8 protein-coding genes are annotated in these 19,130 nt (G+C 40.8%); all 8 read right to left on the bottom strand.

All coding sequences use genetic code 11. The features are described 5' to 3' along the window. Window positions 1-53: 53 nt before the first annotated feature. Window positions 54-2,180 carry a heparin-sulfate lyase HepC gene (gene hepC / locus I2I04_RS13245; RefSeq protein ID WP_195655225.1) on the bottom strand — a complete coding sequence of 709 codons (2,127 nt, stop codon included), beginning with the start codon at window positions 2,178-2,180 and terminating at the stop codon, window positions 54-56. Window positions 2,181-2,196: 16 nt separating this feature from the next. Beyond that, window positions 2,197-3,885: a RagB/SusD family nutrient uptake outer membrane protein gene (locus I2I04_RS13240; protein ID WP_195655224.1), complete on the bottom strand. Its 1,689-nt coding sequence runs from the start codon at window positions 3,883-3,885 to the stop codon at window positions 2,197-2,199. 12 nt (window positions 3,886-3,897) lie between these two features. After that, a complete protein-coding gene (locus I2I04_RS13235; RefSeq protein ID WP_195655223.1) occupies window positions 3,898-6,879 on the bottom strand; it encodes a SusC/RagA family TonB-linked outer membrane protein in 2,982 nt (993 codons plus the stop codon). Between the two features lie 24 nt (window positions 6,880-6,903). Beyond that, window positions 6,904-8,676 (bottom strand): RagB/SusD family nutrient uptake outer membrane protein, encoded by a 1,773-nt coding sequence (locus I2I04_RS13230; protein ID WP_195655222.1) that lies wholly within the window; start codon window positions 8,674-8,676, stop codon window positions 6,904-6,906. A 10-nt stretch (window positions 8,677-8,686) separates the two neighbouring features. Then, window positions 8,687-11,929, bottom strand: coding sequence for a SusC/RagA family TonB-linked outer membrane protein (locus tag I2I04_RS13225; RefSeq protein ID WP_151921919.1), 3,243 nt, complete (start codon window positions 11,927-11,929; stop codon window positions 8,687-8,689). 37 nt (window positions 11,930-11,966) lie between these two features. After that, window positions 11,967-13,385 (bottom strand): alpha-L-fucosidase, encoded by a 1,419-nt coding sequence (locus I2I04_RS13220; protein WP_410489777.1) that lies wholly within the window; start codon window positions 13,383-13,385, stop codon window positions 11,967-11,969. Window positions 13,386-13,544: 159 nt separating this feature from the next. Continuing rightward, window positions 13,545-17,633 carry a hybrid sensor histidine kinase/response regulator transcription factor gene (locus I2I04_RS13215; RefSeq protein WP_195655221.1) on the bottom strand — a complete coding sequence of 1,363 codons (4,089 nt, stop codon included), beginning with the start codon at window positions 17,631-17,633 and terminating at the stop codon, window positions 13,545-13,547. Between the two features lie 62 nt (window positions 17,634-17,695). Continuing rightward, window positions 17,696-18,895 (bottom strand): glycoside hydrolase family 88 protein, encoded by a 1,200-nt coding sequence (locus I2I04_RS13210; protein WP_195655220.1) that lies wholly within the window; start codon window positions 18,893-18,895, stop codon window positions 17,696-17,698. Window positions 18,896-19,130: the final 235 nt, after the last annotated feature.

Genomic DNA, 19,130 nt, shown 5'->3' with positions numbered 1-19,130 from the left:
TCATCTCTATATCAAAACTTTTACCTATGATACAAATATCAAAATAAAAAAATCTATTTTAATTTATAAGATAAATCGTACTTTGTACCACCTACGGAAACTTCTACAGAAACACCATCGGCATGGAATGTGCCGGGAGTTGCACCTGTATTATCTGTAAATTTAGCACTAATATTCAATTTTGCACGATCAGCCTCATTCGTAAACGGGTGGATTACCGTAATAAAACGTGCCGCACCTCCCATCGGTTTGGTTATACTCACTCGATACCATTTGCGTTGAAGTGTTTTCTCATTCTGCTTACTAGAGGACCAATTAGTACTCCATTTAGCTACATATCCGGAATTAGTTTCAACAAATGTTTTAAACTGCATGTTATTATTATCGTCAAATTTTGTGTAAGCACCATACTGAAAGTTCTCCTTATCAGCTTCATCAACAACAACCTTAGGCGCATTACCCAAATTGAAAGTCACATCCACCACCGGGGTAGTTTTACCGGCATCATAGCCCTCGTCCACCAAAACAAAGAATGTCTTGTTCACAAAAAATATGGCACGACGATGTGTCAAGTCACCATAGGACTTATTTTCCGTTACAAGCACATCGATATTATCTTTGCTTTCTTGCAACAAGAATTTTCCGTTCATATAGCCATCCGCTATAGTAGCTGCATTTTTAGTCATGGTATTATGCATGGTTGTTGCCCGATATTGTTTACGCAAGTTATCACTTGCAGCATCTCCTCCATAAGTAAAGAAACCTGCGTCCGGTAAGAAATTACGTCCGTCACGATATAAACTAAAGGTTCCGTTATCCGGCTGACAGTGCACATAGTTCTTGGGATTATTGTTATTCTTCAAAACCATCATTGTTGCATCCGGTGCCCACTTGCTGCGCAACATATAATAACCTCCATCCTTATAGAGCTGGATTAATTCTTCAGGAGTCTTACCTTGTTTCCCTTCGGTTGCCATCCATGCGATTTCTTTATCATCAGGGAACATGGCCATATATCTACGGAAATTACCTAACAGTACACTTTTAGTCCATGAACTGGCACCTGTATCATTAAAATTATCAAAAGAATAATCGGGATACGTAATATCCATTACGAAACGGGCAGCTTTCTTCAATAATCCGACATAATTGGCCGGGAAATATCCGACTTTATTGTTGACTTGTGCCATATTATAGAGCTTATTGCAAGCATAAACAGCTTCTATATGATAACCGGGAGTCAGTTCTACATGTACCCCATCACCTAAGAATTGTGCTTCCACCTGTTCAGTGATTTTTGCTGTACCTTCATTCAACCATTCTCCTGCTTTCTTAAATTCCGGCATTAATATTCCGGCAGAAACAACACTCTCCACTTGAGTAATAAGAATATTAGTCTCTTTATAATAATTCTTACGAATACATTCCACTCCATCCGACAGGGCAACGAGAAATGTAGAAAGCCATTCAGGAGTAAAGTTCTCCGATTGAATAAAATAAGACATTATATCAAGTTGTGCTTGTACTCGATGAGCAGGTTGAAGTCCATACCATTCCACATTTTTGTTTTTATCGACTTTCCCTTCAGGGCAAGGAAACGTTTTCAGCCAATCGCCATAAACCTCTATCCATGATTTGACATATTTTTCATCATGAGTAACCGTATATGCATTAGCCTGATATATCATCCACTGATGGCGATGCAACTGATAAACAAATTCAGCATCTCCCTTGTACTGTTCAGGGACATAATTCCAGTTTATTTCATCATCTTGTTTAAACAGGACATACGTTTCTTTCCCAGATGCATCTTTAGACTCATATTTATCTTTTATATAAAAACGATATTCTAAAGCTTGGTCAGCAATATTTTTATTGAAATCGCCAATAGAGGTCTGACCCAGATTTATATTAGGATTGGTAACATCCTCTCTATTCCGGTAGTATTCCAACAATTCGGAAGTAGCCGAGCTGTAATCTTTCTTATCATAATATGCTTTCACTTTTTCCAAACCGGGATAATCAAGATTGATTACTTCAAAAAGTCTCGGAACTGTTGTTTCACTTCCACCATTATCCTCTTCCTTGACATGATTCTCAAAGAAAATAATCTTATCATCATTGCAGGCAGTCATGAACAGAGCCAGCAAAAAAAGCAAACTAAATATTTTTGAATTCATATTGTTTCAAATTTAATTAATTACCATTACTCCATCCCGGGTTTTGCCCCAAATCCGGATTCATATAAATTTCATTCTGGGGATAAGGGAATAAATACATCTTATCATTCCAGTACATTTGCTGTAACAACACCTTTTCATAAGAGAGGGAAGTGCCGCTCTTTGTTATCTTTACTCCATAAAGATTTCTGACTTCATCCAACCCTGCTATCCTCCAACGGCGAATATCATAAAAGCGATGTCCTTCAAAAGCCAGCTCAATGCGGCGTTCGTTGCGAACCTTTGCTGTAAAGTCCGCTCCATTTTCAGTCACATGTTTCATATCAGCGCAATCACGAACCTGATTCAAGGCTGCACGTGCCGTCAATGGACATCCTTCTGCCGTAGCATCCGGGCCTTTCCACTCATTCATAGCCTCCGCATAATTCAACAATATCTCGGCATAACGGAACAAGACATAGTGATGATACAGTTTATTCGGTTTGTCCGGGTCGAGTGATACGGACGGATTCATATATTTACGCAGATAATATCCTGTTTTCGTTGAACCATCCAAGATCTTGTTTTTGCCACCTTCGAAAGTCTCCACCTTTTGTTTCTGCCATATAGAACCATTGGTCAGTACGTTTTTGTATAAACGCGGATCACGTGTTTCCTTATTGGAAGCATCATAATACATATTTGCCACATGAGTAGGATTATTCCAGTCAAAAGGAGTCCCGTCCTTCATTTCATAAGCATCTACCAAATTCTGTGTAGGCGTATTTCCTCCTTCCGCACCTTCATATCCCATCGGTTCATTGCGTGATTCAAAATCACTGGTAGTTGCAATGGCACGACGCTCTAAAATCAACTGTTTGGACTTCAAGACCTCATTACCACCCAAATCCGAATACAACGGGTCAGTAGAAACGTTAGGCAATTGATATTTATTCATTTTTATAACCTCATAAGCCGCTTTAGCTGCCGCTTCCCACTTTATCAAATCATGACCGGGGTTATACAAATCACTCGCCACATACAATAGAGCCCTTGATTTTAAAGCCAATGCCGCACCTTTGGTCACCCTGCCTGTCTCGCCTCTGACACCATCTTCCGGCAGTCCTCCTTCCCGGGTTATCTCCGTACATTCCTTTGCTATAAAATCTATCACATCCGCAAATGAAGTCTTTCGTACAGAATTAATCTCCTCCTGCGTATAAGTACGTGTTATCAAAGGAATATCCCCATAGCGCTTAGCCAGTTCGAATAAATAAAACGCACGCAAGAAACGGACTTCCAAAGAAAATTTAGAAGCCTTGTCTATCATTTCATCATAATCTTCATTATACTGAAAACGTTCAAGCACTTTCGGATCAAAATTTTCCAGGAATAAATTGGCGCTACGAACTCCGTTCCAAAAACTCCAGCCATCATCGACACGCTTTAGCGGGCTCCAAATACCATTGGTTATATAATAGATACTATTATTTTCCCAAGTATAAACAGAGTTATCGGTAGCAGATTCCATCATCGCATCACTCACCCTCCCAAAATCAGTCGGCAAGAAACTGTATATATAAGCTACCGATGAGTTCATATTATTAAAATAACTGTAGGCTTCTTCCTTGGTTTTTCCGCTAGTTTCATCGTAATCAAGAAAATCACATCCGTCCAATAAAAACAGAGCGAAAGCCGCTACTACATAGTTCTTTATATTTCGCATAACTATCTTTATTTAAAAGTTAATATTCAGTCCTAGACATACAGAGAATAAATCCGGATACCCCAATGTCAGATCTTCACAATTGAAATAATCAATCTTATCTATAGAAAATACATTCTGTGCCTTAGCGTAAATCTGAAGTTTATCCAATTTTATCTTTTTCACCCATTTCTGCGGCAGATTATAATAGACATTCAGATTACGTAATTTCAAAAATGAACCATCTTCAATCCATTGTGTACTAGTCTGATAATTATTTTCATTTGACAATGTAGAAAGACGGGGTACATTGGCGACATCTTTCATAGCTTCCGTCCAACGAATCTTATCTTTCAAATACCAAGTCGCGATATTGGTATTGCCATTACGTAAGGGCTGATGTACATTTGCCACATTCAATTGTTTGGTCAACCCACTCACTCCATTAAAGACCATATCTATTCCAAAGCCCTTATATTCAAAACCCAAATTCAATCCGAACACCATTTCGGGCACCGTTGTAGACTTGCCGATTGCTATCCTATCCTCACTATCTATCCTTCCATCTCCATTCTGGTCTTTATATTTCACATCTCCCGGACGAACCACCGAAAATGTTTGTTCCGGGCTCTTGGCAATATCCTCTTCATCACGGAAATAACCGACGGCTTCCAATCCAAACAGTTGCCCGACTTTATGTCCACGTGTATATAAATAGTCGTAAGGCTGATAGGCCTGTCCGTTTTCAACAATCTCACTATCATTCAATGCCCAATTCGCATTTACAAAATAATTGAAGTCCTTATGTTGTCCACTCCATCCCAAACTCAATTCTACACCACGGCTCTTTACTTCACCTATGCAGGCTTTCGGCGGGTCGATGCCTAGTATACCGGACACATTATTATTAGCAACTAAAATATTAGTACGATGGTCATAGTACACCTCTGCCGTTGCCGTGAAGTTCTTCCATAAACGCAGGTCTACCCCCACATTATATTTGTCTGCAGTCTCCAGATTCAAGCCATATACAGGCAACCTTTGTTCTTTCAAACCATTGACTACTGTCATACCATCTCCAAAAGGATATCCTGTCCCCCCTGTCCAGAAATAATTCCCCAATCCATAATCAAGTTCATCTACCGCAGAACGTCCCCAAGAAGCCCGAAGTTTCAACAAGTCCAGGTTAGAAGCCCCTTTCAGGAAATCTTCGTTAGCCAAATTCCAACCAGCAGAAACAGCCGGATAGAAACGAAACTTATCACCTTTCAACAGAACACTTGTACCATAATAGTTGCCGACAACATCTACCATATAACGGTTGTCATAATTATAACCGACAAATCCCATGATATTCTGCCGATAATAAGAGGCGTTATTTTCTAACGGTTCTTTCATATCCTGCCGATAGACAGCCGAAGCCGACAATTGATGCTTACCGGATGTATAGTCATAATTCAATTTAGCCTCAACGCTGGCACGTATCAATTGGGCAGACAATACAGATTTGGTTATCTGCACCTTGCTATCCGTACCATAAGTTTCACTTACCGGGAGTCCCTCTTCCGACAGATAACCGACTTCATACTTATAAGTCTTACTACCTATATCCTGAAAAGTAGCGGTATTATCATAAGCGACAGCCACTTCCGCACTCAACCCTTTCAGGAACATAGAGAAATCTTGAGTAATCCGCATATCCGTTTCCAACATACGATGATTTTCCTGTACATATCCCACATCTGCAATAGCCGCAATCGGATTCATCTTAAAAAGAGTGTTACTCCCCCAATTATCATTCAATGTCTTCACCGGAAACGCAGCGGCAGGTACCTTATAAAAATTCTGGAAGATTGTATTAATAGCCGTATTCGGTCGTTTATCTTCTCCAATAATACCATATAAGCCAAACTTCATCTGGGTGCTGGAAGTGATATCCACATCCAAATTCATACGCAGCCCTAGTTCATAAGTCCGTATTTGAGAATTATAACGGTCTGAATAGTGAGTATAATCTTCATTCAACAAACCAAACTTATTCTTATAATCCAACAATGCCATATAGCGTACTCTTTTTCCGCCACCACGCATCATTACATTAAACTGATTGTTTTCGCTGAAATTCCTTGTACCCTCTTCATACCAGTTGACGTTCGGATAATAATTCGGATTCGTACCATCCTTAAACCGTTCCAAGTCTCTTTTCGTGTATTGCAAAGGCAAGCCATCATAATACAGCGCTTCATTCTGCGCCATAGCATACGTATAAGCATCCGCCATTTCCGGCTGGTTGACAGGAAAATCGAAACCATGACGATAATTCACATCTACATCAAACGAATTATAAATACCTCTTTTTGTATTCACCAAGATTACTCCATTAGCCCCTCTGGCACCCATCAAAGCCGTAGCGGCACCATCTTTCAAAACTTGGACGGACTCTATTTCTTCTATTGTCATATTAGTCAGTCCCCGTTCAAATCCATCCACCAAAACCAAGGGAGCTCCGCTACCCAAACCACCACGACCACGTATATTCATGCCGGCATTAGCATCCCAACCAACCGTTTGAGTCAGATGAAGCCCTGATATCAATCCGAAAAGCGCATTATTCACCCGGTCGGGAGAAGTCGCGTTCTTTTCCAGTAAATCAGCATAAATAGCAGTCACAGACTGGGTTTGGGTATCTTCTGTCCGCTTTAGAAATCCCAAATCAACAACCGCGTCTTTCTTGATATCAAACACCAAATTCAGGGTATCCCCTGTGATTTTAATCCGTTTGGTTGCTACATCTGCATAATTTAGTTCAATATAATCACCTTTCTTCAACAGGAGTGAAAACAAACCGTCTTCATCAGTGACATTGTTATTTCTGTATTCTCCTACCTTTGATACCTTTACACCCGAAAGAGGTTTACCGGAGCCATCTTTCACAATGCCATTCATCATCTCCTGCGCCACCAGACTTACCGAAGAGATGAATAACAAGCCTATCGTAAATAATAATTTATTCATAATCAAATCGTTTAATTAATCTTATTACCAGCCGGGATTTTGAATCAATCCATATTTCTTATTGATTTCGCTTACAGGAAATGGCAATAAATACCAGTATTCATTCCAATAATATTTAATATCGTCACGCGTACTCACTACATACTCGAAACTACTTCCAACCTTCGTCGTTTCCAGCATTTCCATAGGACGTGTAGCCCATTCCGCACCTTTTTTATGACGTATCATATCAAAGTAGCGGACATCTTCCTGTCCGAATTCACGGGCACGCTCATCCAATAAATAGTTCAGCAAGGCATCACCTTGCGGCACTTTAGCGGAAGTTACTGCCGGCAACCCTGCACGTTCGTGCACGAGGTTCAGATAATCATAAGCGGTTTTCTCAAATTCATCGGGCACGTTAGCCTTTCCCAATTGGTTCATAGCTTCGGCTATACTTAAATAAATCTCTGGCATACGAATCATAGGACAAGAATAAGGCTTGCCTTTCATCTCATTCTTCTTGTCACGAATAAACTTGCGGAATCCATAGCCAAATTGAGTTTTCTTCTGCACAGAACTTCCCGAACCGTATCCTTCGCGTCCGCCTTTATAAACTTCTGCTGTCCGTCCCTGCCATTTATCACCATTTACAAGCAAGTTCTCATATAAACGCACGTCACGGTTCGGCTGCCCTTTTTCATCAAAAAACGGATGCGCACGGTGTGTTTGATTATTCCAGTCGAACGTAGAACCATCCTTCCATTGGAACATGTCCGCATAATTTCCACGCGGGATACCATAACCGGATTCATACATACGGAACGGTTTATCTACGCCATCATAGGTTCCCCAACGGAAAGAAGCCATCACAACCTCCTGGTTGCCTTTCGTAAAATAGCCGTTTACATAGTCCTCTCTAGGATTTCCTGTATTTTCAATCCGATAATAATCACCATTCTGTTTGTTCAGACGCAAGAACTCTCTTCCTGCCTCCAAAGCCGCTTCCCAACGACTATCCTGCTGATTTCCATACCAAGTAAGAAGTTCAGTAGCCGCTTGTCCGTCATAATAGGGTGCTTTATTGTTAAATAATGGACTGGCAACAAACAAGAGTAAACGAAACTTCAACGCTTTAGCAGCAGCTGCTGTCATGTGTCCATATTCTTCAGCGGTGGTGGACCAAGGCAAATCGGTTGCCGCCTCATCCAACAACGCAGCTGTTTTATTAACCGTTTCTTCCAACGTCAGACGAGGAAACTGGAAAATCTCATCTGCCGCATACGCATGGTCTATCCAAGGCATACCACCATAGAAACGAATCATTTGAGTATAGTGAAAAGCAATGACTACTTTAGCTTCCGCTTTTCGAATACGCTTTTCGTCATCAGTCATATCGGGAACTTTATCTACATTTTCAATATAGATATAAGCTTTCCTTATACCAAAAGAGGGATTTCCCGTCACTTCAGTAATCTGTGAATGAAAAGGGAAATAAGGAAAGTTGATACAACTGGAAGAAGAATTAATGTCTCCGCGTGTCCATGAGATTGGTTGCGCATATCCTATATCAGTATATCCATCTAAAATAAGCCCCTCCGGATGACACCCTCTCAAAGTAGGCATAAAATCCCACAAACTTTTATAGAACTGGTTCATAGCCTGATCCGCATATTTTTTGGAAGAAAACACCGTATCAATAGATACATCGTCACTATTAGGTTTCTCCAAAAAATTATCACCGAACTTCAGGTCTTCACATCCGATGAATAAACTAGCCAGAAGTCCGCCTAAAATAATTAAACTTTTGTTTTTCATAATAATCATTTTAAAAAGTTACATTCACTCCCAGACTGAAGATTTTCATAATGGGATACGTATTCGTATCACGTGTCAATTCTCCTTCGGGATCAAAAACTTTCAATTTGTCAAATGTCAAAAGATTATAGCCTGTAAATTGAACAGTCAACTTAGAGGCACCGATTGCTTTTAAAATTTTCTGTTGAGTGATATTATACCCAATCGTCAAATTTTTAAGTTTTATGTATGAGGCATCTTTTAGCCACACACTTGATGTCTCCTGATTGGCCGTACTCGAAACGGATAAACGTGGATACACAGCCGTTGCTGCTGTTTCAGGCGTCCAACGCCCGTCGGCCATATACTGATAAAGTACCTGCCCCTCATAAAAAGGACGCTTATAAGCATTTGCCATTTCAATATCACATTGAGCTGCTCCCGTCCAATTCATAGAAGCAAAAAAGCCTTTATATTCTCCGCCTAAATTTAAACCGAACGTATAAGCCGGACGTTTGGGATTCCCTATTTTGGTCTGGTCGTCATTATCAATTATATTATCACCGTTCAAATCTGCAAACTTAATATCGCCAGGGTACTTTTTCCCTTGCGGTTGAGGCAGCTCCGCACGAACATTACCATCCGCATCAAAGTCGTCCTCGTTATAGAACCCCTGTGCTAAATATCCGAATCGGGCTCCCACTTCATGTCCGGTACGCCACATATAAGGTTCGTTCGGTTCTACTTCATCCTGATAAATAATCTTATTTTTAGAATAAGAGACATTTGTATTTATATAATATGAAAAGTCCTTAATACGATCATTCCATTTTAAATCCACTTCATATCCTTGATTATTTACTTTACCCATGTTAACCACAGGTAATATACCATTCATTGCAATCAAGGAAGGGACTGTACTACGCTGTATCAGAATATCACGACGATTTTCCCGGAAGTAATCGACTGTCAATTTCAAACGGTCGCTGAAGAAATAAGCGTCTATACCATAATTCTGCTTTAAGGCAGTTTCCCAGGTTACATTCGAATTTCCCAGCATAAGTTCTTTCGCTGCTGCCTGATAGACCGTATTTGTCAATCCGAAAATATACCCGTTCTTATCCTGATAGGCTTTTTGAAGCCAATCGGAATTGTTTATTGAATAAGAGTCCGGCAAATAAAGGAAGCGGTTACTGGACATGTTGTCATTACCGACCAATCCAACAGAAGCACGCACTTTCAGATAGGTTAAGAAGTCATTTTTGGGAATGAATTTCTCTTCTGTTATAACATAGCCGATAGAACCTGCAGGGAATGTACCAAAACGTTTATCCGGCGCAAAGTTCTCGGAACCATTATAACCAATATTAAATTCTGCTATATATTTCGACTTATAATCATAAGTCAAACGACCTACCAAGCCAACATAAGCAGTCGGGACATCCCAAAACTTATTAGGATAATTAGGATAGTACTTTTTACTTTGGTTGTACAGCAATAAGGCACCTACATTATGTTCTCCGAATTTGCGATTATAACGAATACTTCCTTCCACATACCAGTCACGGGCACGTTTTTTATCCCCGGTTCCATAAGTTTTCATCATATTTTCCCCCGTTATCCGATACACAAGGCTCTTATCAAAATCAGGGTCTTCAACATCAAGTCCTGATCCGTCTATTTCGGATTTATAAAAAGGAGTATATGTTTCCACATGTCCCCGTACGGTTTTAATGTAAGAGTAATCCGTATTATATGCCCCTTTCACTTCGATGGAAAGCCCCTTGGTTATAAAATCCAGATTTTGAGACAAGTTCAAATCGAATGTCATATTATTCGAGACTTTGCGATCATAACCATAGCCATAAAATCCATTAATTACTTGATTCTCCATTTTAACTCCGGGAAAACGTGTACTCTGTGTCACCACTTTTTTTCCATCGACAATTCCCGGAGATGAGAATGGCAACGACCACGTAAGCTGTTTCCATACATTGCCACTGCCTCCCGGGTCACGCTGGTTGCCTACAATTCCGCCCATGCCGAACTTTAACGTAGTGGTACGTGTGAGGTTTACATCGAGATTGGCACGATAGTTATAACGGGTATAGCTGTAATTGTTATCATAATCAAGCCCGTCCAGTTGTTTAAACAAACCATTCTGAAACAAAAAACCTAACGATACAAAATAACGGATATCTTTTGTTCCTCCGGAAATGCTTACATTATGTTGAGTTTGAACAGCAGCCTTATTCATCAAATAATCATACCAGTTCACATTAGGATATAGAATAGGGGAATCTCCCAAACGAAAACGTTCCATATCATACTCCGAGAAAGCCAACTGGTCATCTGCAACTCCGTCATTACGTTGTGCCTCTCTGAATAAAGAAGCGGTTGTATAGCTGTCTGCCACATCCAATATACGGGTAGGCATCTGAATACCGACATTCGAACTAATCGAGATTTTAGCCTTTCCTTCTTCTCCCCGGCGGGTAGTGACCAATATGACTCCGTTTGCACCACGCACTCCGAATACAGCCGTAGCCGAAGCATCTTTTAATACATTAATAGATTCTATCTCGTTAGGATCCATTTGATAGAAAGAACGCTCCACGCCATCCACAAGAATAAGCGGAGCAGCTCCCCCTTCCGTCAATGAACCTACACCACGTACAAATATTTTCGCATTGTCAGCTCCCGGTTGTCCACTTGCCTGCATGGAAGAAACTCCCGGCAACTGCCCTGCCAAAGAGTTAGTGACACTGGCACTAGGTGATTTCAGTAAAGCCTCCGTGCCGACACTTGATATAGCACCGGTCAATGTCGCTTTTTTCTGCACACCGTATGCAACAACCATTACTTCATCCAGACTTTGTACATTTTCCTGCAAACGTACATTAATCCCCCTTCGGGAGTTCACCTTTATTTCTTGTGACTGGTAGCCAATAAATGAAACCGATAAAATTGAATTTCCATCAGGTACCGTAATTGTATAACGGCCGTCAATATCTGTGATAACTCCTGTGGAAGTCCCTTTCACTTGTACAGTAGCACCAATAATAGGTTCGCCACCCTCACTCGTAACAACCCCTGTTACTTTTATACTATTGTTCTGTTGTAAACCGGAACTTACCCACTCTTTGCCGGTGTCACTGCCCGACCAAATCCTACTCGTCTCTGCGGAATAACAAATCTCGCCCCACAAAGACGACCTGATACATACGGCGATAAATAAAACCTTCCGCATGCGACCTGTTAAGATGTTTTTCATACTTTGATAATATTAAATAGTTAAACAAAAAGCATCATTATAATTTCTGCTTAAATTTGAAAACCAGCGATTCATTTTTCAATCCTTTCGGCAGAGTTACTGTCACTTTGCCATCTTTCGTCCGATACTTCACGCTACGACCAGTTTGAAGCAATACCATCTTGCCGGCAGGTTCATTTCCTTCCCATACAATTTCCTGCGGCAATTCTACATTGTCCGGTAGTACATAGATAGCATACAGCGTCTTTCCATCTTTATTAGCCGTGAACCAGACATTCTCACTTTGATAGACAGGAGTAGTGCGTGTGTTGTAGATTGCTTCACCATTTATTTTCAGCCATTGACCTATCTCTTTCAAGCGCCGTATTCCCTCTTCCTCGATAGTGCCTTCCGGCGTAGGCCCCACACCCAAAACCAAAGAACCGCCTTTAGCCACAATCTCCGTGAGAATATTGATTACTTGAGCTGCCGATTTGTAAGGAGCGTCTTTCCACCATCCCCAATGATTGGTCAGTGTGATGCAACTTTCCCAAGGATGATCCAGTTGCTGCTTGGGAATAGTCAGTTCCGGCGTTTGGTAATTTTCGTTCCGTCCGGGCACAGTCCGGTCTACCGCTATCAATCCGGGTTGGTATTCGCGTGCCTTATCTATGATTTGATCCATCTTGATGTCTTCCTTGGGAGCCCTTACCCAGCCCCCGTCCAGCCAAAGAAGGTCTACCCGACCATAACGTGTCATGAGTTCATTGATTTGATTAGCCGTATATCCTTGAAAACGTTTCCATTTATCCGGATTCAGCTTGATGTCATAATTCACATTCCGGGTGGGCGTTGCCCTGTCTCTACTCCAGTAATCATTGCAATGCCAATCGGGCTTGGAGAAGTAAGCACCTATCATAAAGTCTTTCTGACGGAAAGCATCAAACACTTGATAGGTCACATCTTTTAAAGGATTGTTTCTAAATGGCCCTTTAGTTATCGAGAAATCAGTTTCCTTCGTGTCAAACATACAAAAGCCGTCGTGATGTTTGGTAGTGAAAATCATATATTTCATGCCGGCATCTTTCATAATGTCTGCCCATACTTCCGGAGCAAACTTGGTGGGATTGAAAGATTCGCTTAATCCCCAATACCATTTTTTGAAATCATCATAAGGCATATCACCGAAGATTTTAGTGCGGCGCGGAATAAATTTTTCTTCCGAACACAACAGCCACGACTCGAAAGTACCCGGTACGGAATAAAGTCCCCAGTGGAACAGTACACCGAATTTCAAGTCTCGCCATTGGTCTAATTTCTGCAGTACTGCCGGATCTGTCGGATATTCATAAGAGGTGGATGATTTGTGCACATACCCTTGATCTTTAATATCACTTTGCTGTGCACATACATTCCAGGAAAAAGAGAGTCCGAACAAAGCAGACAATACCACTTTCATGTTTTTCATTTTTCTCATACTTATCGTCGTTTTAGAGGTTTTAAATTCCACCACTAAGATATGAGGATTAAAATGAAAGGGTGTTTTGTATCATTTTTTGTTTGTCCGATAACTGCCAGAAGAGTGCTAAAAACTATCAAAGTTTTTTAGATTTTATTCAAAAGAGCCTCTTGGACACTATTTCCTCTGCTTTTTCACATAATCAGAAGGCATACAACCCATATATTTTTTAAAACTAGTAGAGAAATAAGACCGGGAGGCAAAACCTACCATGGCACTCACTTCCGATATGGAATAACGTCCGTCCAACAATAATTTGCACGCCATATTGAAACGTATTCGCCGAATAAAATTTGCCGGCGGTTCACCTGATATGGAATTCATTTTGTAGTATAGTGACGAACGGCTCATAAAAAGTTTCTCCGCAAGATCATCGGCTGTAAAGTCTTCATCAGAGATGTTTTCTTCCACAGTCTGAATAGCCTTGGTAATAAACTCCTCGTCCAGTTTATTCGAAGTCATTTTTGCCGCATCAATATCAATCGTGCTGGAATAATAGTATCTCAAACGCTGCCTGGCTTTCAGGATATTATTGATTTTTCCTTTCAAGAGATACATAGAGAAAGGTTTGGGGATATAATCGTCCGCACCTGCCTGAATACCCGCAGTCTGCGCCTCAAGACTGCCTTTCGCCGACAACAGAATAACCGGAATATGGCAGGTTTGCATGTTCTTCTTCACAATCTCACATAACTTAATACCGTCTATCCCCGGCATCATGACATCAGAAAGAATTAAATCCACTTTCTGTTCCTTCATCATTTCCAGTGCTTCTTCCCCGTTTCCGGCTATCAACGTGATATAATCCGATTTAAAATTATCTTTCAAATAATCAACCATTTCCTTATTATCATCCACCAGCAGGATAGTCGCTCTCCCTTCTTCTTCCATACCATCCGGTTTCTCCATGTCAGTAGAATCAACTGCAACCTCTTCCATATAGGAAACATCCATAGGAGAATACATAGGTTCTGATAAAGTGAAGGTCGCTTTCGTGTCCTGTTTTTGCTCTTCAGCTGGAAATACATGGATGTCTGCCGGCAAAATCACCCTGAATTCTGTGAATTTCCCGATTTCACTAGCGACCTCTATCGTACCCCTATGCTTGTCTATCAACAATTTCACCAAAGACAAGCCAATACCGGAACCTTTCTGATTATCGTCCACTTGGTAAAAGCGTTCGAAAATACGGGAAAGCTTCTCTTCTGGAATACCTATACCATTATCACGTATCGTAAATCCGTAAACAGCCTCCTTCTTCCACAATGATAATGAGATTTCTCCACTGTCAGGAGTAAACTTAAACGCATTGGAAAGTAAATTCATCAATATCGTTTCCAAATACATCCTGTCGACAGGAAATAATTCATCTTTCAAATCCGAACGAAAATGAAAATTAATATTTCGTTTCCGTGCATTCTCTTTAAATAAATTGAATACATTCATTGTCATGCTCCCAACCGGCCCTGAAACTATATTAATAGGTAATGTTCCCGACTCTGCCTTCCTGAAGTCAAGTAGTTGATTGACAATGTGCAGTAATTTCTGTCCATTCTTATAAACATAAGACAATTTTTGCTGCACAGCGGGCTCGAAAGAGTTCTTTTCGCCCAGCAATTCCTCTAACGGAGCTAATATCAGACTTAAAGGTGTGCGCAATTCATGAGACATATTAATATAAAAACGGACTTTCTCCTGGCTGATTTCTTCTATCTTATTCCGTTCGATATGCTCAATCTGTACCTGCATCCTCATCTTGGCACGAACAATAAAGAAATAAAATATAAAAACTAAAATACCGATGATAAAGAGGAAAAACAACGTTTTTGCCCACCATGTCTGATACCACATCGGAATAATATCAATAAAAAATTCCGCAGGGGTTTCAGCCCATTGTCCACTGTCACTACATGCCTTTACTTTAAAAACATATCTACCCGGAGACAAATTCCAATAGTTCACTCCACGGCTTCCTGCCCATGTAGCATAAATCCAATCCGAATCGTAACCTTCCAGCTTATAGGCAAACCTGTTACGGCTGTTTGACAGGTAGTTAATTACAGAAAAAGTGATTCTGAACATCTTGAGTTCCGAAGGAAAAGAGACTCCCAGCAACTTCCCGTTGTCAGCCTGATAAAAATCGACATCTCCGTCTTTAGCCTGCCTTATCGGAAGATTCTGTATGGACAATCCGGTTATCACTGCATTAGGCGTAAAAGGACTGCCGGAGAAGTGTTCGGGATTAAAAAAAACGACTCCATTCAAAGTTCCTAAAAAGAAAGTGCCGTCTTTTGAGCTACATACTGCCGACTGCATAAACTGATTGTTCGGCAAACCATCTTGTTTGATATAGTTGCAGAAATTCCTTTTATGTAAATCAAAACAGGAAAGCCCCCTGCTTGTTGTGAGCCACAACCTTCCTTTTTTATCTTCCAAAATACCGCTGATACAATCATTAGGCAAACCGTCAATCATAGAATAACGCTCCCATGAAGGAGAAGTCCCTTCTTTATAACGGTACAATCCGGAAGAAGTGCCTACCCAAATGGCATGGCTACTGTCTTCATATACACACAACGCCTGTATCAGGCCAAGAGAATAAGCCCCTGCCGAATCAGCCATCACTCGCATTTCTCCGTCAGCACACATGTACAAGCTTTCTTCCGTGCCAATCCAGACACGCCGTCTTGAATCACGGAACAAGGTAGAGACAAGCACATCTTTCAGTTGAGGATATCTGATTGCCAAAGGATGCAAGGAGATTTGTCTTGTTTGATAATCAAAACGATACAAACCAGCCATCGAACCAATCCAAAGTGTACCATCGTCTCCATCCAACAACGAATAGCAACTATTTTCCAAGGATGCGGCATCGGGAATATCATAATTACTTATATGTCCGGTCTTGATATTCAAATGGCTCAACCCGCCGTTATGCATACCGATATAAACTGAACCATTTTTCTCGGGAAACACACATTTAATGTTATTCGAACGCAAGGAGCCGGCTTTGTTGCCTTTATCAGAATAACAAGTGAAATGCCCGGTTGTCCTGTCATAATGATTCAACCCTCCATCATTTGTACCAATCCAAAGATTATTATCAAAAGGGGCTTCCGCTATGCAACTGACGGTATTGTCACTCAAAGAATTACGGTAGACGGAATGTTGCAGGACACGAAAATCAGGAGCTAATACATGATAATAATTAAGCCCTCCGTGATAAGTACCTACCCACATTCCCCCCTGATGATCCCTTAGAAGAGAACGTACGGAATTATGCCCCAAAGAAGAAGAGTCTTCATAGGAAAAGCGATATTGCGAAATACTTTTTGTATCCGGTTGGAGAATCAGCAGTCCTTCTACCGTTCCAATCCATAATCTTCCCCGGTCATCCAGTTGCAAAGCCCGGACAGCATCAGAAACAAACTGTTTCGGATAGTTTTTCCGGCTATAATGCTCTTGAATCTGGAATCTTTCATTTACCAAATATACCCCGTTTGTCAAAGAGGCTAACCAACAATTCCGGGTTTTATCATCATAAATAATATTGGAGATTACTTCATTCTTCAGCTCTGGAAGCAACTGAACAATATTGCCATTACGAAAATAATAGAAATAAATGCCTTTTGAAGTTCCAAGTAATGCTCCGTCTCCTATAGCACGAACTGAATAAACATTCTTCCCCTCTAACTGGGGAAGAATGTTCATCTTGCCATCCGTTTTCTCAAAAAGCACTAATCCCCGGTTGGTTCCTAACAACAACTGTTCCCTGTCTGCCGGCTCTTCCATCGCAAACACCTGAACCGACTGATTACCCGGTAATGAGTAATTTGTAAAATCATTGCCTATAATATTATACCGGGAAAGTCCGACCATTGTCCCTGCCCACACAGTTCCCTTGCGGTCAGTATAAAGAGAATAGATGTAGTTATTCCCCAAACTGGCAGTATCGCCCAAAGATTTATAAAAAGACGCAAAGCGGAAGCCATCATGCCAGTTCAATCCTTCAGTAGTGCCTACCCATATCTTATTGTTATGATCTTGAGTTAAAGCAAGCACTGTATTGTACGACAGTCCATCATCTACAGACAAACGTTTAAAACGAACTGGAGTCTCATCTGCCAATAAAGTAGACACCGGAATAAATTGGAAACAAATGGCTAAAACAATCAAATAACAAATTTGTATATATCGGTCTTTCATAAGTAATCACGGTTCAAGAACATTTTAACTAAAACAAAGATATATATTTCCAGCCACTTTTATCACATATACCCGTTAGCTTTAATTTCTTTATATCGTTTCAAAGCCTCCAGATAATAATAATCGGCATAAATCAATGGAGTATCGACTTCACTTTTGTGAGGGAAGCTACCCACCGAATGCATGAGAATAAATCCGTGATTCTCTCCTTCCCTTGCCAGGTATGTTTCTGAAGAAAGCTGTTTCAAGATTTGTCCGGCATAACGGAAATACTTCCGCCCTTGTTTTTTGTCCCCATAACCGCTTAATTCCAACAATGCGGAAGCTGTAATGGCAGCCGCCGAAGCATCGCGAGGTTCATTGGGAATGTTCGGAGCATTATAATCCCAATAAGGGATAAAATCTTTTTCGGACGGGCAATGGCTCATTATAAATTCAGCGATCTTATAAGCCGCTTTCAGATAGGCCTGTTGTTTTGTGAAACGATAACACATGGTATATCCATATACGGCCCAAGCCTGACCACGTGCCCAAGACGATTCATCATCATATCCTTGGTAAGTACCTTTCGACTCGACTGTACCATCTTCCGGCAAATAACTGACTACATGATAAGATGTCATATCTTCCCGAAAATGATTCTTCAGTGTGTTGTCGGCATGTGCTATGGCAATTTCCCGATACTTCGGATTACCGGTCTGCTCCGATGCCCAGAAAAGCATCTCCAGATTCATCATGTTATCAATAATGACAGGATAACTCCAATTGCCAAAGTCCCATGAACGAATCAATCCGACTTTCGGTTCAAAGCGCGTACAAAGGCTTTCGGCAGCGCGAACGAGAATCAGGCTGTCCGCTGGTTCCGGTTTTAGACGGATGCCCTGACCGTAACTACAAAACATCATAAAACCCAAATCGTGATTTTTCGTATAATACTGCATCGCTTCCAGACGGTCAGTATACAAACGTGCCTGTTTTGCCAATTCTTCCTTAGCTGTAAGTTCATACGCCAGCCACAGGCAGCCCGGAAAAAAACCGGAAGTCCAATCCGAAGGTTTTTCCAAGCGATATTTTCCATCTTTCAAAGAACGTGGAAAACAAAGGGTATCCGGTTCGTTTTTCAACTTTTCTGCCATATAGAGCAATTGATGTCCGGATGTATTCACCGCACGGTCAAACCATTTCATCTCATTTTCTTTCGGAACATTACAAGCAGCCAGGAAAATAATTCCTGTTGCCACCATTAGAAGTTTGCTATTCATTGTTTCAATCTATTTCTGTTATTACTTCTCCATATATTAGCAACAAAGGTAGACTAACTTACAGACATCGGTTTTACAAAACTCTTTTTTTATGTCCGTTTCCATATTAGTAATGTTTGATTTTGTACAAAAGTTGTCCGCTTTCAGATATTCATAATTGCATAGAAACGAGTTAAACGTTGCGCTAATGAATGGGTCAAGGGTGAGGGGTGGTGAGGGTAGATTTATAACTTTC

It is taken from the genome of Bacteroides sp. 1001136B_160425_E2 (genome assembly GCF_015559655.1).
GTDB classification, from domain to species: Bacteria; Bacteroidota; Bacteroidia; order Bacteroidales; family Bacteroidaceae; genus Bacteroides; species Bacteroides luhongzhouii.
The sequence above is the reverse complement of the archived record's forward strand: the minus strand, read 5'-3'. Positions and strand labels throughout refer to the sequence as shown.